This window comes from Flagellimonas algicola (assembly GCF_005937185.1).
GTDB classification, from domain to species: Bacteria; Bacteroidota; Bacteroidia; order Flavobacteriales; family Flavobacteriaceae; genus Flagellimonas; species Flagellimonas algicola.
In genome coordinates this window covers 154,628-174,488 of record NZ_VCNI01000001.1, presented here as the reverse complement: position 1 = coordinate 174,488, position 19,861 = coordinate 154,628, and the positions used below count along the sequence as shown (strand labels likewise).

The window sequence follows — 19,861 nt, the reverse complement described above, 5'->3', positions numbered from 1 at the left end:
TTTCTTTTAAAATGTTAAACTCAAGTTGAACAAATAGGACTTGGTGGATGGATTTGTGTAATAATCCAATCCTCTTGAGTTCCCTACTCCAGCAAAATTCTTGTCTGGGTCGTTACCGATTACATCTGTCCACAGGACAAGATTTCTTCCGGTGAAGCTGAAACTTACATCAGATAGCTTCAATTTTTCCAGTACCTTCTCCCCAAGGGAATAGGTCAGTGTAATTTCCCTAAGTCGGGTCCAGGTGGCATCTTGAAGCCAAAGCTCACTAAAGCCTCGGTTTCCAGCGCCATTGCCTCGATACCAGTTCTGTTCCAAAAGCACAGGTCCGGCTCCAAAATCAAACAAGTTACCTCTGACGACTTCACCAGCCGCATACGTAGCTCCGGTAACATCATTAATTCCACCGGTTGGAACGGTAACCTTGTTTCCAGATTCCCTACTAAACCCTCTTTGGCTATTGATCTGCCGGGTCATGTCATAAAAGTCACCGCCTTGGGAATGCTCAAACAGCACATTCATGGATACGTTTTTGAAGCCTAGGTTAAAACCTAGTCCTCCAGTCCAATCTGGATTGGGATCCCCGATTACATCATATTCCGGAGTTCCCACCGGAAATCCGTTGGCATCCAGTTCTATACTTCCGTCTGCATTCCTAGGTAATTTTCCACCAAAAATGGCTCCCATTTGATACCCTACAGCGGCTACAGAATCCCCTGTTCCAAATCCTGTGAGTCGCTGTACATCGGCGCCCGCCAAACTAGTGACCTCATTTTTATTGGTCGCAAAGTTTCCATAAGGAGTAAGCGTCCAATATTCACTGTTTCCTAGCAAGTTTGCGCTAAACTCAAATTCAAACCCTCGGTTCTTCATGGAAGCACCATTGGTATAGATACTGGAGAAACCGCTGGAAGGCGATCTATCCAAAGTCAATAGGATGTCCTCAATCTCATTGGTGTAATAGGTAAAGCTAGTGTTTAGGATATTATCAAAAAACCTGAACTCAAGCCCACCTTCGATTTCCGTCTTTATTTCAGGTTTTAGGTTGGCATTACCCAATCTGTTATCCAATCTAAATCCACCGCCATGGTTGGTTGATGACAGGTTACCAAAAATCCCGTTGCTATAGGTAAAATCTCCTTCATAGTTGGTAGAGCTCCTATAAATATCCGGTTGAATACCCACTTTACCCCAGCTTAATCGAGCTTTGGCAAAACTTATGAAACTGTCCTCAGGAAAGAAGTCCGCGTTGGAAAATTGCCAAGCTGCACTTGCTGATGGATAAAAGAAAGGATCCTTGATAGTAGATGCTGCCTCAACAGTACCTGATAAATCGATAAAAAGTTGATCGTACAATCCAAAGTTGGCCGTTGCAAAACCTCTATTGGATCTTCTATGGCTGATAAAATTATCTCCCTGGATTATTCTGGAATTATCTAGTGTATAGATCTCATCATTTGCAATGAAATCACTACCGACTATGGTTTCCCTATTGAATTTCCTATCATTGATATTCCATCCCAAAATAAACGAAGAAGTAATTTCTTCATTAAGGTTGGTATCATATTTTGCAATGGCATCAAAGTTTAATTCCGTTGCTCCAATACTCTCAAAGGTCAAATTACCTTCCAACCTAGGGATAAGTCCGGTTCGAGCGGAACCTCTTGGATATAAATACGTACGGTCATCACTATAGGTATCCACACCTCCTCTAAGTTTAATATTCAGACCATCCACAGGGTACACATCCAGCTCTGCTGAATAAATATGTCTGTTGACAATATTTGGTGCTTTTTGCTCATTCGTAGTCCATAGCGGGTTGTTGTAAAAAGGCCGTTCCGAGGCTCCTACAGGGTTTCTATATGATCTATGCCGACCACTGAACTCAGCACCGGTGTCGCTTACGTAGGTACCTGTATAGTCCTCAATATTGAAGTCTGATATATTCCGGTAAAACCCAAGTAACAATCCAGCGGTGTTGGAGTTCTGCTGAATCCTGTTGGCGCTGATTCTGGAGTATTTCCCTTTCAGTTTTAAATTGATATATTCATTAAATCGGTGGGAGGCACTCAGGTTTACCGTATGCCGTCTGTAATCGTTGTTTCTAATGATACCCTCTTGATCGGTGTTCCCCAAACTGAAGAAAATATTGCTCTTTTCATCACCCCCACTGATGCTCACAGATTGTTCCAGTAGCACGCCTGTTCTAAAAACGTGATCATGGTTTTCATCCAAAAACGTATCCCTGGAATTTTTACCCCCGTGCAAATTATCAGTTGTTCCATCTGGAATGGGATAATAAGTACTTCCGGTTTGGTCGCCAATAAAGAACCCTCCTGAAGTGTCAAAACTATCCTCACCTCCTGATCTTGTTGATATCTCGTCTCCCCATCCATGTAGATATCCATGTCTAAACCTTCCGTCAAGTCCCTGGCCGTAATTGGATTGAAGCGGCGCAATGGCATTGACTTCATCCAAGGAAATCGCAGTTTTTAAGTTAACCCTGAATCCTCTCCTACCCGATTTGGTGGTGATAATAACCACACCATTGGAAGCTCTAGACCCCCATAAGGCGGCTGCAGAAGCTCCTTTCAGCACTTGTAAAGTCTCAATGTCATTTGGGTTAATATCATTCAGACGAGATTGCTGAGATGTACCATTTCCCGTTGCACTACTGGCTCCTCCCTGGGTACTGCTATTGCTGATAGGTATCCCATCCACAATAATTAGTGGTTGGGTACTTCCAAAAATAGTGTTGGCGCCACGAATCCTAATATTGGAACCGGAACCAGGATCACCGTTAGATCTGGTGATATTAACACCTGCCATTTTACCTTGAATGGCGTTGGCCACCGATGTTTCACCAGAACGCACCAAAGCCTCTGGCTTTACACTTGAAACGGCAGTACCCAACTTGTCGGTACGTACTTCAAAACCTAAAGCGGTTACCACCACTTCGTCCAACGCCTGGGCATCTTCTTTGAGTACCACATTGACCGTGGTTTGCCCATTAACTGGAATTTCTTGCGTGAGATACCCAATATAACTGACCACCAGAATGGCGTTTCCATCTGGGACTTCAATGGAATAATTACCATCGAAATCCGTAGTGGTACCGTCAGTTGTTCCCTTGACCACAATACTGGCTCCGGGTAGAGGCCCTACATCGTCAGTTACAGTTCCGGAAACCGCCATTTGGGGTGTCTCCTCCTTAGAATTGGATTCAGGCTGTGCTTCATTTTTTTTCAGCACAACTTGTCTGCCATTGATATGATAATCTATCCGGTTAGGCTTAAAATGCTGCTCCAAAGCATTGTCAATGGTTTGGTTCTTTATTTTAAAATCTCCCTTTTTCTCCTTTAAAGTTGACATCAAATCCTCCCCATACATAAAAACAAACTCACTTTGGCCTTCAATGCTGTGGATAATATCCAATAAAGTAGCATCCTTCAGGTTGACCTTTAGCTTTGTTCTTTGTGAGTAAGCATCTGTGTAAGAATAAAGTGTGAAGAGCAATAAAAATAGTGTCAGAAACCTCATCACTTTTTTGATTTTGTCCATAAAATTGCTCATGCAATCATATGGAAACCCCTTTTTTTCCATAATTTAGTTAGTTGTTTGTTTAAACAATCCCTGTTTTTACAGGTTACCAGCCAGAGCATGGTGCGAACATGCTCTGGTTTTTTATTTGGTAATCAAATAGCCTTTGATTCCATTTTTTTCAAAGTTAGCTGAAGCCGAAACGGCCAAATTTTCCATGGTTTCTTCAATTGAATCATTAAGATCCAATTTTCCTGTGAGCTTGAATTGCTGATCAACATTTTCTCCTAATTCAATGTTGATATTGTAATACGTTTCCAAGCGCCTCACTACATCTTGTAATGGTTCTCCCTTAAAAATAAGCAGTCCCCTAATCCAAGAAATATAGATTTCCGTGTCCACCCGCATTTGGCGCTGTACAGCTTTTGCCGACACATTCCATTCAGTCAGCTCCCCCGGTTTCATAGTAGTTTTTCTTCCCTTTCCGAACAACTTGTTTTTAGTTTCATTGGTTAAAAAGACTTCTCCTTCGGTCAAGACCGTAGTCACCCTATCATTATTGCTGTAAGAGTTCACATTGAACTTGGTTCCCACTGCTGTTACGGAAAAATCATCGTCCTTCAAAACCTTAACTGTAAAAGGTTTGTTAGCGTCCGATTCAACCTCAAAGAAAGCTTCGCCATCCAAATAAACTTCCCGAGAATTTCCTTTAAAAACTTTTGGAAAGACCAACCTGGATCCAGAATTTACATGAACAATGGAACCATCTGCCAGGGTTATTCTGCTGTGTTTACCATATGGAACTATAAGTTGGTTCATTTGTAGGTCATCCGTGGTATCACCATTGCGGATATCCAGAGTATCCTTTTTATTGATTACAAGGTTATTGCTTCCGGAGTAGTTAATTACAGAGCGTTTTTGATCGATTGCAATCTCTTGGTCGTTTTCAAGAATCAACCTTGTATCAATAGCTGAATCTATGGATACTTGTAGCAAAGACTCCATGTTGGGCTTCTCCCCATTTGTTTTGCCTGTGCTCAAATAAATTACCGTCCCGATTAGAATTACAAAGACGGCGGCGTATTTAAGAAAATTGAGATATATGGGGCTTCGGCGGGAATTACCCAAACCAGTCCTCACATACAATTGATCTAAAATTTTCTGTTTTTGGTTTTGGGAAAGTTTTTCATTGGATGCTTGCAAAGTTCCGAGATACTCCTTTAAGATGCGGATTTTGGATTCCTCTTCAGGATTTTCTTTAATGAAGTTTGCCCAATATGCATCCTTTTCAGTAGTGGGATGGGCTATCCAGTCTACAAATTTTTCGTCATCAAGATATTTGGTCAAATCCTCCAAGGCTATGCTATTTATCCTATAGGGACAAAAGTTTGCACTTTGTGGACACTTTTTTTAAGATTTTTTTTAGAATTTTCGTTGACGGAAGAACAATGTTGTTATAATTGATTGAATAACAGCATATTAAATGCGGCTACTAAAACACCCTTAACATCGAATAGAATAAAACAATACCCTTGTAATCGTCGAAAGCTTTGCTATTTCTTAACTTTTTTACGGCGCGATATACCTGTTTTCTAACGGAAGCATGGTCAATCTTTACGATTTCGGAAATCTCATCATAGCTTAAGCCCACACTGAACCGTAAATACATGATTTCTTTCTGTTTTGTGCTTAGAGTCTCTAGAGCCTCATTGACCAAACGCTTTTTTTCCGCATCCAATTCGGACAAAATTCTTCGGTCTTCGAAATTCTGACCAGCACTAAAGCTCAGTCCAGGTTGTTCATGGAATTTTGTCTTCTTTCTTTCCTTTTTCCTTTTTTTGAATATAGAGTGTTTTAGTGCTTTGAGGATATAAAACTTGATGTTTTGCGGTTCGGCTATGGCATTTCTATGTTCATAGATGTCAATAAATACTTCTTGGATACAGTCCTTGACGAGTTCCCTATCCGTATCCAGTTTCAATCCGTATGCATACATATCATCAATACATAAATTATAAACGGATTCGAATGCGGACTTGTCGCCTGCTTTAAATTTTGACCATAAATTTCCCTGATCCATAGATAATCCGATGCCCATAGGAGCACTATGTTGACACTTTCCCTTAGTTGACTATAAACAAACTTAAAAAATTAAAATTAGCTTGATCTAACCTGACATGTATGGGTTAAAAGTACATCTGGAAATGAGCATATCAAGCGATGGGAAGATTACCGAGGCAGTAGGGATTTATATGAACTGGATGTTGATAAGCAGTTATATAAAATAAATACTCTGAAATTACTTTCAGGGCTTCTCTTGCTTTAGGGTAATCACGGAAGAATTTCCTGGGCACTTCCTTTACCGCTCCGTGCTGAAAATAAAAAAGTTCCATCTACAAATCCAAGCAAGCTTGATTTATACAGGAACTTCTTTCATTTATTCGTGATCGCGGAAGGATTCGAACCTTCGACCGTCTGCTTAGAAGGCAGATGCTCTATCCAGCTGAGCTACGCGACCTTGCTATTTCATGTCGCGTGGCGAAGCTGCCAGTCCCGATTTGTTTTTCGGGAAGCTACGCGACCTATTTTGCGGGTGCAAATATACAATTAACCTTAGTTAATTTCCAATATTTTCCAGCCAAATGCAAAATACTCCCCAAAAACAAAGCTTACTTTCTAATCCTTTACATTCTGGAAGAGCCCAATGACCCTTACCTTACTAAGTTTGCCATTTGCAATTTGCCTAATCTATAAGGAAACGCTCTTTAAGCAAATCAATTTCAAAATCAGAATTCTAGGTACCCTAAACCTCAAGCTGTGATTGAATCTAAATTTTATAGCGATTCACTTTGTTTTGAATGGTTTTATGCGATTCTGGTGCCCAATCACCACTACATTCATCCAACATTTAATCAAAAACGAATTAGAATCATGAAACATTATCAAAACGCACTTGTAGTACTTGGGCTGCTATTTTTAGGAACCCTGAACGCTCAAAAAAAGTTTTCACCAGAGGAACTGTCCAGCTTTAAACAAGATTTCAGGAAGCACATCCTCAAAAAAATGAAAAAGCACAATATTACCGGTGTAAGTATTGCCATGGAAATTGAAAATCAGTTGATTATGTCGGAAGGGTTTGGATTCTCGGACAAGTCCAAAAACACCAAGGCAACCAAAGACACAGAATATCCCATTGGGTCGGTATCCAAAATCATTACATCAACCGCTGTCCTAAAGTTATGCACCGATGGGCTTGTTGATTTGGATGAGGCGTATTCCCATTACGTGACCGACTTTGCCATGAAATCCCATTTTGGAGAGGACAGTAAAATTACCATTAGGCATATGCTTTCCCATTATGCTGGCCTACCGAGGTTACGAGCCAAAGGATTCATGAAGAAAGAACCTGAACCTTTAGAGCATCTCTTGCAAAATTCCAAGGAAGAATATCTTATTTCCCCGCCGGGGAGGGTTTATCAATATTCAGATTGGGGCGTTGACCTATTGGCCTTGCTTGTAGAACGTGTATCCGGGATGCCCTATGAAGACTATGTTGAAGAGAACATTTTTAAACCGCTGCAGATGACCCATTCCTATTTTGGCCCTGCCAAAAATACCAAGGGCTATGTGCGTGAGGTGGAAACAGAAACCTACAAATACAGCCATTCAGGATCAGATGGGGTAACCTCGAGCGCCGCTGATATGCTTAAAATAGCTCGGTTGTACACCAAAACAGGACGAAAAAGTGCTCGAGGATTTCTAAGCGATGCCATGGTTGAAGATGCACTCCAAAAGCAGTTTACCAATGCCCCTTTGGCGTTTGATACGGGAATAGGGTTGATGTGGGAACTATTACCCTTGAAAACTGGGCATACCCGCGTAAAAAAAGCTGGAGTCCACGAGCCCTTTTATTCCTACATCTTTTTTATTCCAGAACTGGATACTTCCATCGTGATTTGTAGTAACTCCAATTCCAGTAGCTCCATCCATTGGGACAGCTGGGGAAAATTATATGCCTTCATGGGTAAAAAGTACAAAGCTTCTAAAAATCACCAAGCGGAAAAACCGAAAGTCAACTACAAAAAAGTTACGCTTAGCAACGAGGATTTCAAGAAAATTGAAGGTACCTATAGCACCTCCATTGGACTATTAAACTTTAAGAGAAATGGTAATGCTTTTGATGTTGATCTCAAAGCGGAGAACAAGAAAGGGGTAGGTGTACCCTACTCCAATGGGCTTATCAAATTATATGTAAAAGTCATGGGCGTAAAAATTCATGCCATGGATGTTTTTTGGAAAGAATCCGAAGGAGAGATAATCATTGGCGAACAATTTGAAAGTGGTACTCGACATGTTATGGGATCCAAAATAAGGACCAAAACAATACCCAATTCGTGGAAAAGAGCTGTGGGTACCTACACCGTGGCCAATTATAGTGATAATGACTACCAAACCATTGACAAGCTTCAGTTGTTTATTAATTCAGAAAATGTCTTGGAGATTCAGGGAAGTGGCAAATATCCAAGGGAAATGGGTATTCAATTAGGTTTATCACCAATATCGGAAGAGCTGGCAGTAATTCCTGGCTACAATTTTGATTTCTTTGGCGGGGAAACTGTTAAATTGAAAAAAGAATCGGATGGTACTTCTTCATTGTATCTATCCGGATATAGATTTAAACGCATTGACAAATGATGCACAAGGACATGGGGGAGGCAACAAAAATAAACCAGAATTTGCTTTTTAAACGACCTTATATTTGGATCGTTACCGTATCTGTTACCTCCCTCAATTTTCTGATTACCTACAATTTTCAAAATATGGATGTTCAGCATATCTATTACTATTTGGTAGATGTGCTGACCACCTATTTGATTATCGAGTTTTACGCATTGGGAATTCGCTGGCTCAATCGCAAAATGCCATTAAACAAGGATTTCGTCAAAAGGGTAACTTATCAGCTGACCTTGCACACCCTAAGCGTGATCATTTTCACCATTCTATTGAACGAGTTGTTGGATCATCTCTTTTTTGAGGGGCAACGGCTATCCCTTTCGTTTGTTTTTTATACCAAGGATACACTTGTTGCCCTCCTGTTTATCCTGCTTTTGCATATGGTTTACTTTGGTTTGTTTTTACTGTCAAACAAGCAAAATCAGGAATCCTTGAATATTGCTCCAGATGCCAGAATCAAGGTGAAAGATGCCTTTACCTTTAAGTTGTTGAATCAGAAGGAAATCATTGCAGCGTACTCGTTACTGGGGATTACCTATGTAGTGGATTCCCATTACAACAAATTCTCTTCGGAATTGACATTGAAAGAAATGGAGGGCCTATTGGATAATCGTTTTTTTAGGGCGAATAGAAAGTTTATACTTTCCAAAGCCATAATAGATGCTTTTGAGAGTGGAAGCTACGGCAAAATTGAAGTAACCCTTAAGACCCATGATATAGTTGACTTACCTCAAACAATAGTGGTAAGCAGGGACAAGGCTTCTCCATTCAGAACTTGGATAGGCGAAAACTCGCATTGATATTCCAAAAATGGACTTGCTATTTTTTTATTGGTAAAAAATCAAATGGAATTTCTAGAAATAATTGGTCAATGCCAATACTCCATTGTAAGAGATAATTAGGGAAAAGAACAGTGCAGCAATTAGGCCTATATTGATCCATGTCCCTGTCTTATTTCCCTTCATCAATTTTTTGTTATTGATCAGCAGCAGAATCCCGATGATTACCAAGGGCAGCACAAAAACATTGAAAATCTGGGAAAGAATCTGCATCTCAACCGGGTTTGACCCAAATATGGGAACAATTAGGGCAAACAGACAAGCAAAGGCCGTAATTCGTTTGAACTGTTTGGAACTGGTGTCCAATTCCCCCGATTGGAAGTCTGCAATTAAAATGGGGACAATCAGTAAAATGGGGAATATTGAGGAAAGTCCAGCACTTAGGGTTCCAAAAAAGAACAGCGTCAGTGCAAATTTCCCGGCTACAGGTTCCAAAGTGTTGACCATATCCAATACTTGGGTTACCGGTTTTCCATCATAAAAAAGTGCCCCGGTGGCAACCGCCATAATAGCAGCGCTAATTACAAATACCAAGATGGCTGCCAAGATCGCATCTTTTTTTTGTTCCTTAAGATTATTAACCGTCCAACCCTTGCCTTTTACAAATAGTGGACGTGATAAAAAAGTTGCCGCTGCCATGGTGGTTCCAACAAACGCGGCCACCAGCATTTTACCTCCTGGCACTTCTGGAATACTGGGAACAAGTCCCCGTACCACATCAACGGGCAATGGGTAAACCATACATAGGGATATTAGAAAGGAGAATCCCATTATAGTGACAAAAATGACCAGGATCTTTTCAAAGAAAGAATACTTGCCCACCAAAAGAAGGGCATATAAAATAGACGTGACCGACACAGCGATGACAATCACTATTTCATATTTGTTTTCAGAGATTTGTGGAAAGTAAATCGCGAATATCTCATAAATGATATTAGCGGAAATTCCCATAATTCCCATCAAAGAATTCCACTGACCTAAAGCAATTCCCATGATGACCAGAATTGCCATGACCTTGCCCCATTTAAGGTGTTTTTTGAACGCAAATAGTGCAGTTTCTCCTGTAATCAGGGTAAAATTGCCATAAACATGAATGAGAATCCCAGAAAAAAAACAACTGAGCAATAGCACCCATAAAAGTTGCATACCATACGTGCTCCCCGCCACAATCATTGAAGTAACGCTTCCTGTACCGATGGTATAACCAATGGCAAAAATACCAGGGCCGAAAGCCAGCACAAGGGCAACTAATTTTTTAAATAGAGTTCGCTTTTCGGCCATTTTACAATTTGATACTCGCCATTTAATGCGAGATTATCTAAAGTTATCCAAGTGTTTCGAGCAAATCAAAAACCTACTGTCCAGCAGTTCAGATTTCCTCTTTTTTTCTTAACTAAACGCCAAGCCACCGTTAATATCAATATTGTTCCCAGTTATAAAAGAGGCTTCATCAGAGGCCAAATAAGCCGTTAAATCAGCAACTTCCTGAGCTGTTCCTTCTCTCCTTAACGGCGTGCCGGATGCTACTTTGGAACGAACTTCATCTTTGGTAAAGTCATCGTGGAACTTGGTTCCTATTAAGCCAGGACAAAGGGCGTTTACTCGAATTCCTTTGGGTCCGAGTTCTTTGGCCATGGCCCTGGTGAATGTACTAACCGCCCCTTTTGAAGAACTGTACAAGGCCGAGCCTCCTCCTCCGCCATCTCTTGCTGCCAAGGATGATAGATTAATGATTGAGCCTCCTTGGCCCATTATGGGTTCAAAAGCCTGGGACACGAACACCGTGGATTTAAAATTTACATTCATGACCAAGTTGTAAAAACTTTCATCAAATTCTCCCAATGTTTTTCTGGCGAAAAGCCCTCCGGCATTGTTTACTAGGATATCAACCTTACCTCCAAAAGCTTCAATCACCTTTGTTTTAAGGTTATTGATGTCGCCCAGATTTGAAACATCCGCTTTTACGGCAATGGCTTCCTGTCCCAAAGATTTTATTTCTTCAATGGTTTCCATGGCCGCTGATTCAGAGTTGTAGTAATTCACAACCAATTTTGCGCCTTCTTTGGCAAGCTTAACCGAAATGGCCCGCCCAATGTCTCTTGAGCCTCCAGTAACGACAGCTATTTTTCCTTCTAATCTCTTCATTCCCATTTTATATTCCTAAACCTTGTCCACCACCTACTTGGATGGTTTCGGCTGTTAAAAATGCCGCATCATTACCCACCAAAAACGAAATAACGGAAGCAACTTCCTCGGGTTGTCCCAATCGCCCTAGTAAGATATTGTTTTTCCAGGAAGCAAATACCTCTGGTTTGGTAGATTTGATCTGTGTGTGAAATGGTGTATCAATTGTCCCTGGAGATACAGCGTTCACGCGAATACCATATTCCGCAAGATCTTTTGCCAATGCCCTTGTAATGGCATGCACGGCTGCTTTTGAAGTGCCATAGATACCTGCGCCAGGTCCACCCGCATTCCATCCTGCTATGGAAGTATAGTTAATAATTGATGGGGTTTCTCCTTTTTTAAGATAAGGTATGGCCGCTCGGGAAACGAAAAATGTTGAATCAAGATTCAAGGCCATTACCCCTCTATAGAATTCCGTTGTCATCTCCTCAAACCTGGACCTTCCTCCCAGACCTCCCGCGTTGTTTATCAGTGCATCTATTTTTCCATACTTTTCCCCTATAGTGTTGATGTTGGCGTTTACAGCTTCTTCATTGGTAACATCAAAACCGTAGTATTCTGCTGTGATGCCTTCATCGGTTAGTTCTTTTATTCTTTGGGCTCCAACTTCATCCTCTATTCCATTCAAGATCACAGTGTATCCATCCTTTCCGAGTCTTTTTGCAACTTGAAAGCCAATTCCGCCTGTTGCACCTGTTACAACGGCTACTTTTCCTTTTGATATCATTTGTTGTCTTTTTATTTGATGTGCGTTATATCGAATCGAGTTCGACTGGTTTTATTTTTCTTATTAAAATGTATATGGATAGTACTGCCAGTGGGGCTAGTACGGCAATTATTATAAATGCAGGGGTATACGAGACCGTGGTTATCTTTGGTATAAGCCAGTTCATGATAATAACCGAAATAGCAGCTACCGTACCTGCCAGACCTGCCAATGTTCCAACTGAAGGGCCTTTTAACAGGTCACTAGAAAGGGTCTGGATATTGCCAATGGCAAATTGGAAACCAAATAGTACCAAGGCCACAATATAAATGAAGGTCATTGGATTATTGCCTTTCACGAAGAATATGATTCCCAAGAGTCCCAAGAAAATCAGGACACCTCCTATAAGAATGGACATCTTTCTTGAATAATCAACCGAATGCTTTTCCATCAGTTTACCACAAAACCATCCGCCCAAAATGCTCCCTGCCATTCCGCCTAGATAGGAAATCCATATGGTTGATCCTATTTCTTCAATGCTAAAACCAAATTTTGAGTTTAAATACAATGGCATCCATCCTACAAACAACCACCAAATTGGCTCTATAAAAAATCTTGAAACCAGAACACCCCAAGATTCTCTGTAGCTCAGAATTTTTGCTAGGGAAGATCCTTTTTCTTTTTGGGTTTCCTCAACAGGGGCAATTCGGTCAGAGAGAATCATGTTCCTTTCCTCTTCGGTGATCCATGGATGTTTCTCTGGTTTTGCCTTGTTGACGATTAGCCAAGGGAAAATCCATACAAAACCGACCAAACCTAAAATGATAAAGGTTGTACGCCATCCAAATTGTGCATACAAGTATGCGATCAAGGCTGGTGCTATTACGCTACCTAAAGAGGCTCCAGCGTTGAAAATACCTTGGGCAATGGCACGTTCTTTAACAGGAAACCATTCCCCATTGCTTTTTACGGCTCCCGGCCAATTACCCGCTTCACCCAGACCCAACATGGCACGCACTATTGATAGTGACACCAAACCTCTGGCAAATGCGTGAAGTACGGCTGCAGCTGACCATAAGGCAATGGAGAACACAAAACCAAATCGCGTACCGATCTGATCGTAGAGTTTTCCTGACAGGAATTTGCCCAGTGCATAGGTAATCATAAAGACATTCAACATAACAGCATAATCCGCCTCATCCATGCCTAAATCCTTGCCCATTTCGGGCCACATAACACCAAATGCCGTTCTATCTATGTAGTTGATTACGGTAGCAATGCATATTAATGCTATTACCCACCAACGTAAGCCTTTTAATTTCATCTTTTTAAAGTTTTAAGGAAGTACGACAAGAGTTTTCCCTGTAGGCAAAATGGTTCCAATCCAAACCAGCCCTATTTATCAAACACTTTTGAATCTTAAACATGATAAGTAATTCCTACAGATAGGTAGGAACAGCTATCGTATTCCGTTTAGTTTTCTTCCCTCCAAATATTTCAATTAGCAAAAACAAAAGCGTGCATTTTTGTTTTTACCCTAATTACAATGACCATTAAATGTTATAGCAATATTGATACAAGATCTTAAAATGCGCCTTCATTTTTTCCTTGGCCATTTTTGGATCCTGATCTTTTATTGCTTCGTAAATATCTTCATGTTCCTGAATTCCCTGAAAGGAGAGGTTGGCATCGCAAACATGGTACTTTTCAAAATTTGTAATAATCTCCGGGGTAATAATCAACATGAACGTATTCATGGTACTGTTCTTGCTTGCCTGAGCTATTGCCAGATGAAACAGTAGGTCTTCCTCGACAGCTTTTTGTCCGTTCAAGACCTTCTCCTTGTAGGCATCCAAGGCTTGCCTCATTTTCGTCAAATCTTCATCTGTCCGCCTTAATGCCGCCAAACGTACAGTTTTAAGTTCCAACAGGATCCGTGTTTCCACCAAGGACTTAAAATCAGGATCTTCCAACCTTAAAATATCATCCATCATGCCACTCATGGCTATCTGCCCGATATCCGCGATAAAGGTTCCGCTTTGAGGTCTGGACTTTAGTATGCCAAAAAATTCCAATTTTTGAATAACCTCCCTAACATTGCTTCTACTGACACCAAATTTTTCAGAAAGCATCCTTTCGGAAGGCAACTTGTCTCCAGGTTCCAAATTTTTATAATTAATCAAGTCACGTAACTTGGAAATTATTTCCTTTTGTACCTCCCGGTTTTCGCTCTTAGTAAGAATGTCAACTCTCATAAATTATCTCAAATAAAATTGGTTAACCAGATTGGTTTGTTAAATTTAATCAATTTGTCCTAATCAGGAAAACATAGTTTATAGTAATGCCAACTCCCAAATTTTCATGCTGTTTGATTAACTATTGGCCAACAAAATTGGCCAATAGCTATCAAAACCTAACTAACTCAATGTTCAACCTCTAATTCATAATATTTTACAGTAGCAGATGTACCTTCATCTTTGCTAATTAAATAATTGCCTGCCTTAAAATAGTTTTCGAATACTCCCCACTTTTCTAGATCTTCATTTTCCTTAATAAATGACTCTTCGCCATTTAATATTACCTCAATGCGCCCTTCTGTCGCGATTACCTCCAATGAGAATTTTTCTGTGCCCACAGGGTTGGGAAAAGAATAGGGTTCATCATCCTCCCATGCCGAAGTAGTCAATAATTCTTCATCCGACACATTCAAATCCTTCAATTTTTTAGTGTGCACCCTAACTTTACCGTCATTCCAATAGATCTTTAAAACTGGTGGCGCATTATTATCATCCTCTCCAATTAAATCCCGTTGTTCGTTGGTCAATCTGCCATGAATCTGCATGATTATGGTCCGATATTTATTCCCATTTTCATCTTCCGAAATAAAAGGAACTGAAAGGGTTCCCCTCATTCTCCCTCCTTCGGAAAAAGTCCAATTGGTGCTGTTGCTCCCTGGCACCATTTGCTCCCTCAATTCTGTTCTGGAATACGTGGAATTAGGAGTGGACGACCCTGGAAAGGTGTAAAAAACCAACGAGCCATCTGTGGAATCGTTGTACATATATGGAAGCAATGCCTCATTAGTGGCATAATCCAGAATTTCTGGTGGTTTTACTTCATCGGGCCCTCCAATTGGCAAGGTTACTTTCCAATGACTCAAATCAATTTCTGGAAGCAAATAGTCTGGTTCCTCATTTTCCGAAACCGTATCATCAACCACATCTTCCATTGGGTCATCCTCCACTTGTGTGGTTTCTGGGACCTCCTCTGAAGATGGTTCACAATTGAATAGGATCAAACCCATAAAGAGTACAAGTGGCAAGCCTAATATATGTGTATAGTTGCTCATTAAACCTATTACTAATGCGTTACTGATAGTTCGTAAAACTTGACTTTGGCATATGCTCCTTCATCTCGGGATTGGAAATAATTCCCTGCTTTAAAATAGTTTTCAAAGATTCCCCATCGCTTAATACTTGGATTGTCGTAAACGAAAAACTCATTTTTATTGAGCGAGACTACCATTTTACCATCCGAAACCTTGACCTCCAAATTGAACTTCCCGAAACCTACTTCTTCCTGGAAATTCTTTCCTTTGTCATCTTTCCAAGCCTCCTTGTACAAAATTCCTTTTGAAGAAACCGCTGGATTTACCAATTCTTTGGTCTTCACCCTAATTTTCCCATTATGCCAATATATTTTTAGGATGGGTGGTGCATTGTTATCTTTCTGTCCAATCAGTTCTTTTTGCTCATTGGTCAATCTTCCATGGATTTGTGCAATAATCACCCTGTGATACTTCCCATTCTTATCCCGGGACACCTCATCCATGGCCAATTTGGCCTTTAGGGTACCGCCTTGTGGGAAGGTCCAGTTCACATTATCGTTTCCTGGTACCATTTGTTCACGCAGCTCCGATCTGGAATATTTCGTATTCGCGGTAGTGGCCGCGGTTGGAAATGCATAAAACACCAAGGCACCTGCTGTGGAATCATTGTACATATATGGTTTTAAGGTTTCATTGGTTGCATATTCCAAAATCTCCGGGGGGGCAACACTTATGGCACCTCCCTTGCCTTTGCCTTCAGGAATGGTCACCTTCCAATGACTCAAATCAATGCTCGGAAGTTTTACCTTTTTCTTCTTCTTTTGTTTCTTCTTTGCTGGTTTAACATCTGATGCCGCAACACTATTGGTATCTCTTTGAGCCGTGACAACAACAACCGAAAAGGCCATTATAAAAAGTACCAGATATTTCTTTTGGAGAACTTTCATTTAAGAGTTTTTGTTTGCAACATTCGTTTGGATGTCTACCGCTGTGTTCTTCATTTCTTTTTTAGTGACCATCCGGACCTGAAATGTCAGTCCGGATGGTTTTTATCCTAAACAATGGTTTGTGTGTTACTAATTTGTGATTTCAACGTTATCAAAGAAGGCCTCTGCTGAACCATCCACCACATCTATGTTCCTTACATATATAACAATTTCATTGGTTGATGCTGTGAATTGAAATGTATGCGTAGCATAAGCATCACCATCAGTGTCGAAAATATTAGGAATTGCAAAATAAGCATCAACATCCGCGTCTGCCCCAAGATTGGCGTTGATACCGGTTTCATCGGCAATCTCAGTATTCAATATAAACACTTCGGATGTGATTCCGGCCGCGGTGGTCCTTGCATCAATGGAGAAGGTATAGGTCTCTCCTACCTGAACGGGTACTACCTGATACAATCTACGTCCTCTCTCATCCAGTTTTCCACCTCTTGTACCATTATTTCCATCACTGGTGGAGCCAGCCTGTTCACTGTCATCCCCATATTCTGTTTCGAGCCAGGAATCCAAAGCTCCATTATCCCAAAGTGGATCGTACGGGCTAGGAACGGTGTTGCCATCATTATCAACTACGGTGCTATTGGGAGTCATGTCCCAAGCATCCGCATTATCACCGGTGTTGACCGTAAACTCATCAAAAGTTCCGTTGAGCACTTGAACAACAAATCCGTCAGATACTACCAGGTCCTCAGTAGCCACATGCGTATTTCCTGTAATACTGGTTGCAGTCAAAGTCACCGTATAAATACCATCTTCAGTATAGGTATGTGAAGGATCCATTCCAGTAAACTGGAATCCATCACCAAATTCCCACAACAACATTTCAGCTCCTTCGGAAGCATCGGTGAACGTATACGTTCTATAATCGTCCGGATCTACCTGAAAAGTAAAATCTGCCGTAACCGGTGCAAGTATGTTAATGTTCTGTGCTAGTGAATTTGAAAGGTTTGATTCGTTCGTAGCCACGAGCGTAACCGTATACTCTGCAGCTGAGGCATAAACATGGGTTGGAGACTCTTCAGTTGATGTGTTTCCATCTCCAAAATCCCATTCGTAGCTCGTTGCCCCTGTTGACGAATTTGCGAACGTATATTCCAAAAAGTCGACTTCACTCTGAGAAGCGGTAAAACCAACCGAAGGTGGCACTGCTCCAGCTGCTCCTATATCAATGGTGAAATCATCCAATCTAGCTTCAACATCTCCATTGGTAAAAAAGATAGCCACCGTATTATTACCACCCGAATTAAAAGATAGCTTCGCCTGCACATAAACATCAGGCTCAGAGTCATCAGTGACCGTTATTGACCCAATGGTTCCGTCAGCGACTTCTTCCAATGTGGTAAACGTACCCCCATTTTCCGTAACTCCCAGAACGGAGACAATTAGCCTAGGGTCTGAAGAACCGCTCAACATTGTATACCAAAAACTCAAGTCGTAATTGGTATCAGGATCAACGGTAATTTCTTGATAACCAGCGCGATCTCCGGCAGGTAATGGCAATTTTCCTCCTTGATCTCCAAAAGTTACCGGGCTACCCGTAATCTGAATTACGCCACCCAAATCGCTGTTTCTCCAAGAGTCACGACCATCACCACCACCGTCAGGCAGGGTGTCATCTTCAAATCCAGCTTCAAGGATGATAGGCTGAAATGGGCCCTCAACCACAATAACATCTATTGTTACCGAACCTGATTCACCATTGCCATCAGTTGCTGTTAACGTTACTGGATATGTACCTTCCCCATCTTCAAATGTGAATGTAGGATCTTGATCTGTAGAAGTATTACCTCCTCCAAAATCCCAAGCGAATGCAGTTGCTTCTGAAGAAAGATTGTTAAATCTAATGGTTCTAAAGTCTTCCGAGGTGGAAGCATATGCAAAATTTGCATCTGGAAAAATGGTGTCTACCTTGGAATTTGAATCTGGAAATTCATCTCGAAAAAGTTCGTCCCCAACGCAGCTCACCATAAAACTTGCAGTGACCAAAACTAAGAGCACTAGTCTCGTCGTGTTAAATATTTTTACGTTATATCTCATTGTCTTTTGAATAATAATTAATAGCCTGGGTTCTGTGTTAACAGACCTTTACTTATGTTTATTTCCCTTGCCGGGATTGGTAACAACAAGGCCCTGGAATTATAGATATATCCCATTTCGGCAGCATGGGCCGTCAAAACCTCATCCGCCACTCCAAATCGTAGCAAATCAAACCAACGCTGATTCTCAAATGCCAACTCCACTCGTCTTTCAACCAATAGTTCTTGTTTGGATACACTGGATATTATATTTGGTGCCGTTTCTGGAAACGCCCTATCCCTGATCATTTGAAATGACACCAAGGCACCCGCATCAGAGGTGGTGGTTCCTGAACCTATGGCTGCTTCCACGTGCATCAAAAGCACATCCGCATAACGTATAGCTATATAATCATTACCTGCATTCCGTGCATTGGGTCCGTATGGGTCTGGTTCAGCCGTGGAATCAAATCCATCTGGGAAGAATTTGGCCACTTCATTGGAACCATTGACCGTAGTGTATGAAATAGCGGTTCTTGCACCGCCAAAGGCCACAAAATCAGTGATTAGATTGTCATTGACTATGTTCTGCCCATCTTCCCTACCGGCGCGAATGGCGGAGGTGAATTCTGATGAAAAGCTTTGACTTTCCAGGGCATTTCCGGATTCGTATTGAATAGCGAAAATGATCTCATCATTCAATTCGGAATAGAACACATCATAAAAGTTAGGTTCCAACGCAAAGTTCCCACTACTGATAATGGCTTCACATAGTTGCTCAGCACCGGTATAATTGGGACTGGGCTGAGTTAAATATACCTTTGCCAGAAGGGCTTGTGCTGATGCTCTTGAAGCTCTTGATTTGAAAGAGTTATCCAAAACATCCACAGCTTCTTGCAAATCGGCCACAATTTGAGTGTAAATCTGTTCTTCTGGGATTCTGGTAAACAGGGCTTCTTCATCTGTTGGCCCTACCACTTCAGTTACCAAGGGAACATCGCTATATAATCTTACCAATTTGAAGTAAGCATACGCTCTTAAAAACTTGGCTTCTGCCGTATACCTTGCTCGGTTACCAGCATCTGCAACATCAATAAAGTTTAAGATATTGTTCGCTCTGAAAATCACTTCATACATAGAAGCGTAATAATCTTCGGATTCCACATTGTTGGCGTTGACCACATATCTATGGAAATCTGACTTGGAACCTTCGAGGGTCGCATTTCTTGTATTGTCCGTTCTGTGCTCGGTCAATAAGTGTTCAAATTGCACTCCCCTATTGGCGGTACCAATATTGGTCACTGTATTTTCATTTACCCCTTGAAGGGCGTCGTAAATCCCAATAACACCGGCCAATACATCCTCATCGGATTGGAAAAAAGCATCCACGGCTACCGAAGTGTCCGGTAAAGGGTTCAAAAACTCATCACTGCAGGAAGTAAGCACAAATGCCGTGATGGCAAAGACTAAATATTTTATATGTTTCATAGTTTGTTTTTTAGTAA

14 protein-coding genes and 1 tRNA gene are annotated in these 19,861 nt (G+C 41.1%); 2 read left to right on the top strand and 13 right to left on the bottom strand.

What is annotated here, in order from left to right; all coding sequences use genetic code 11:
• Positions 1-6 precede the first annotated feature (6 nt).
• From FGG15_RS00785 to FGG15_RS00770, 4 genes are all read right to left on the bottom strand, one after another.
• Positions 7-3,603: a SusC/RagA family TonB-linked outer membrane protein gene (locus FGG15_RS00785; RefSeq protein WP_138832208.1), complete on the bottom strand. Its 3,597-nt coding sequence runs from the start codon at positions 3,601-3,603 to the stop codon at positions 7-9.
• 81 nt (positions 3,604-3,684) lie between these two features.
• On the bottom strand, positions 3,685-4,896 hold the full coding sequence (locus FGG15_RS00780; protein WP_138832206.1) for a FecR family protein: 1,212 nt from the start codon (positions 4,894-4,896) through the stop codon (positions 3,685-3,687).
• Between the two features lie 136 nt (positions 4,897-5,032).
• Positions 5,033-5,638, bottom strand: a complete 606-nt coding sequence (locus FGG15_RS00775) for an RNA polymerase sigma factor (protein WP_138832204.1) — start codon at positions 5,636-5,638, stop codon at positions 5,033-5,035.
• A gap of 346 nt (positions 5,639-5,984) precedes the next feature.
• Positions 5,985-6,058, bottom strand: a tRNA-Arg gene (locus FGG15_RS00770).
• A gap of 413 nt (positions 6,059-6,471) precedes the next feature.
• On the opposite strand from FGG15_RS00770, the gene FGG15_RS00765 reads away from it, so the two are divergent.
• Together FGG15_RS00765 and FGG15_RS00760 are read left to right on the top strand one after the other, a co-directional pair.
• A complete protein-coding gene (locus FGG15_RS00765) occupies positions 6,472-8,235 on the top strand; it encodes a serine hydrolase domain-containing protein (protein ID WP_138832202.1) in 1,764 nt (587 codons plus the stop codon).
• Positions 8,232-9,074 carry a LytTR family DNA-binding domain-containing protein gene (locus tag FGG15_RS00760; protein WP_138832198.1) on the top strand — a complete coding sequence of 281 codons (843 nt, stop codon included), beginning with the start codon at positions 8,232-8,234 and terminating at the stop codon, positions 9,072-9,074. The genes FGG15_RS00765 and FGG15_RS00760 overlap by 4 nt, the downstream gene beginning before the upstream one ends.
• A gap of 54 nt (positions 9,075-9,128) precedes the next feature.
• Here FGG15_RS00760 and FGG15_RS00755 read toward each other — a convergent pair whose 3' ends face one another.
• The 9 genes from FGG15_RS00755 to FGG15_RS00715 form a co-directional block, all read right to left on the bottom strand.
• Positions 9,129-10,394, bottom strand: coding sequence for an NRAMP family divalent metal transporter (locus FGG15_RS00755; RefSeq protein WP_138832196.1), 1,266 nt, complete (start codon positions 10,392-10,394; stop codon positions 9,129-9,131).
• Between the two features lie 108 nt (positions 10,395-10,502).
• A complete protein-coding gene (locus tag FGG15_RS00750) occupies positions 10,503-11,258 on the bottom strand; it encodes an SDR family NAD(P)-dependent oxidoreductase (protein ID WP_138832194.1) in 756 nt (251 codons plus the stop codon).
• Positions 11,259-11,265: 7 nt separating this feature from the next.
• Positions 11,266-12,027, bottom strand: a complete 762-nt coding sequence (locus tag FGG15_RS00745; protein WP_138832192.1) for an SDR family NAD(P)-dependent oxidoreductase — start codon at positions 12,025-12,027, stop codon at positions 11,266-11,268.
• 25 nt (positions 12,028-12,052) lie between these two features.
• Complete coding sequence (locus tag FGG15_RS00740) at positions 12,053-13,330, bottom strand: MFS transporter (protein ID WP_138832190.1); 1,278 nt, start codon at positions 13,328-13,330, stop codon at positions 12,053-12,055.
• A 229-nt stretch (positions 13,331-13,559) separates the two neighbouring features.
• Positions 13,560-14,261 (bottom strand): FadR/GntR family transcriptional regulator, encoded by a 702-nt coding sequence (locus tag FGG15_RS00735; protein WP_138832188.1) that lies wholly within the window; start codon positions 14,259-14,261, stop codon positions 13,560-13,562.
• A 167-nt stretch (positions 14,262-14,428) separates the two neighbouring features.
• A complete protein-coding gene (locus FGG15_RS00730; protein WP_237561711.1) occupies positions 14,429-15,355 on the bottom strand; it encodes a polysaccharide lyase family 7 protein in 927 nt (308 codons plus the stop codon).
• An 11-nt stretch (positions 15,356-15,366) separates the two neighbouring features.
• Entirely contained in the window at positions 15,367-16,281 is a 915-nt protein-coding gene (locus FGG15_RS00725) for a polysaccharide lyase family 7 protein (protein WP_138832186.1), read from the bottom strand.
• Between the two features lie 129 nt (positions 16,282-16,410).
• Positions 16,411-18,378, bottom strand: a complete 1,968-nt coding sequence (locus tag FGG15_RS00720; protein WP_138832184.1) for a PKD domain-containing protein — start codon at positions 18,376-18,378, stop codon at positions 16,411-16,413.
• Positions 18,379-18,395: 17 nt separating this feature from the next.
• Positions 18,396-19,844, bottom strand: a complete 1,449-nt coding sequence (locus tag FGG15_RS00715; protein WP_138832182.1) for a RagB/SusD family nutrient uptake outer membrane protein — start codon at positions 19,842-19,844, stop codon at positions 18,396-18,398.
• Positions 19,845-19,861: the final 17 nt, after the last annotated feature.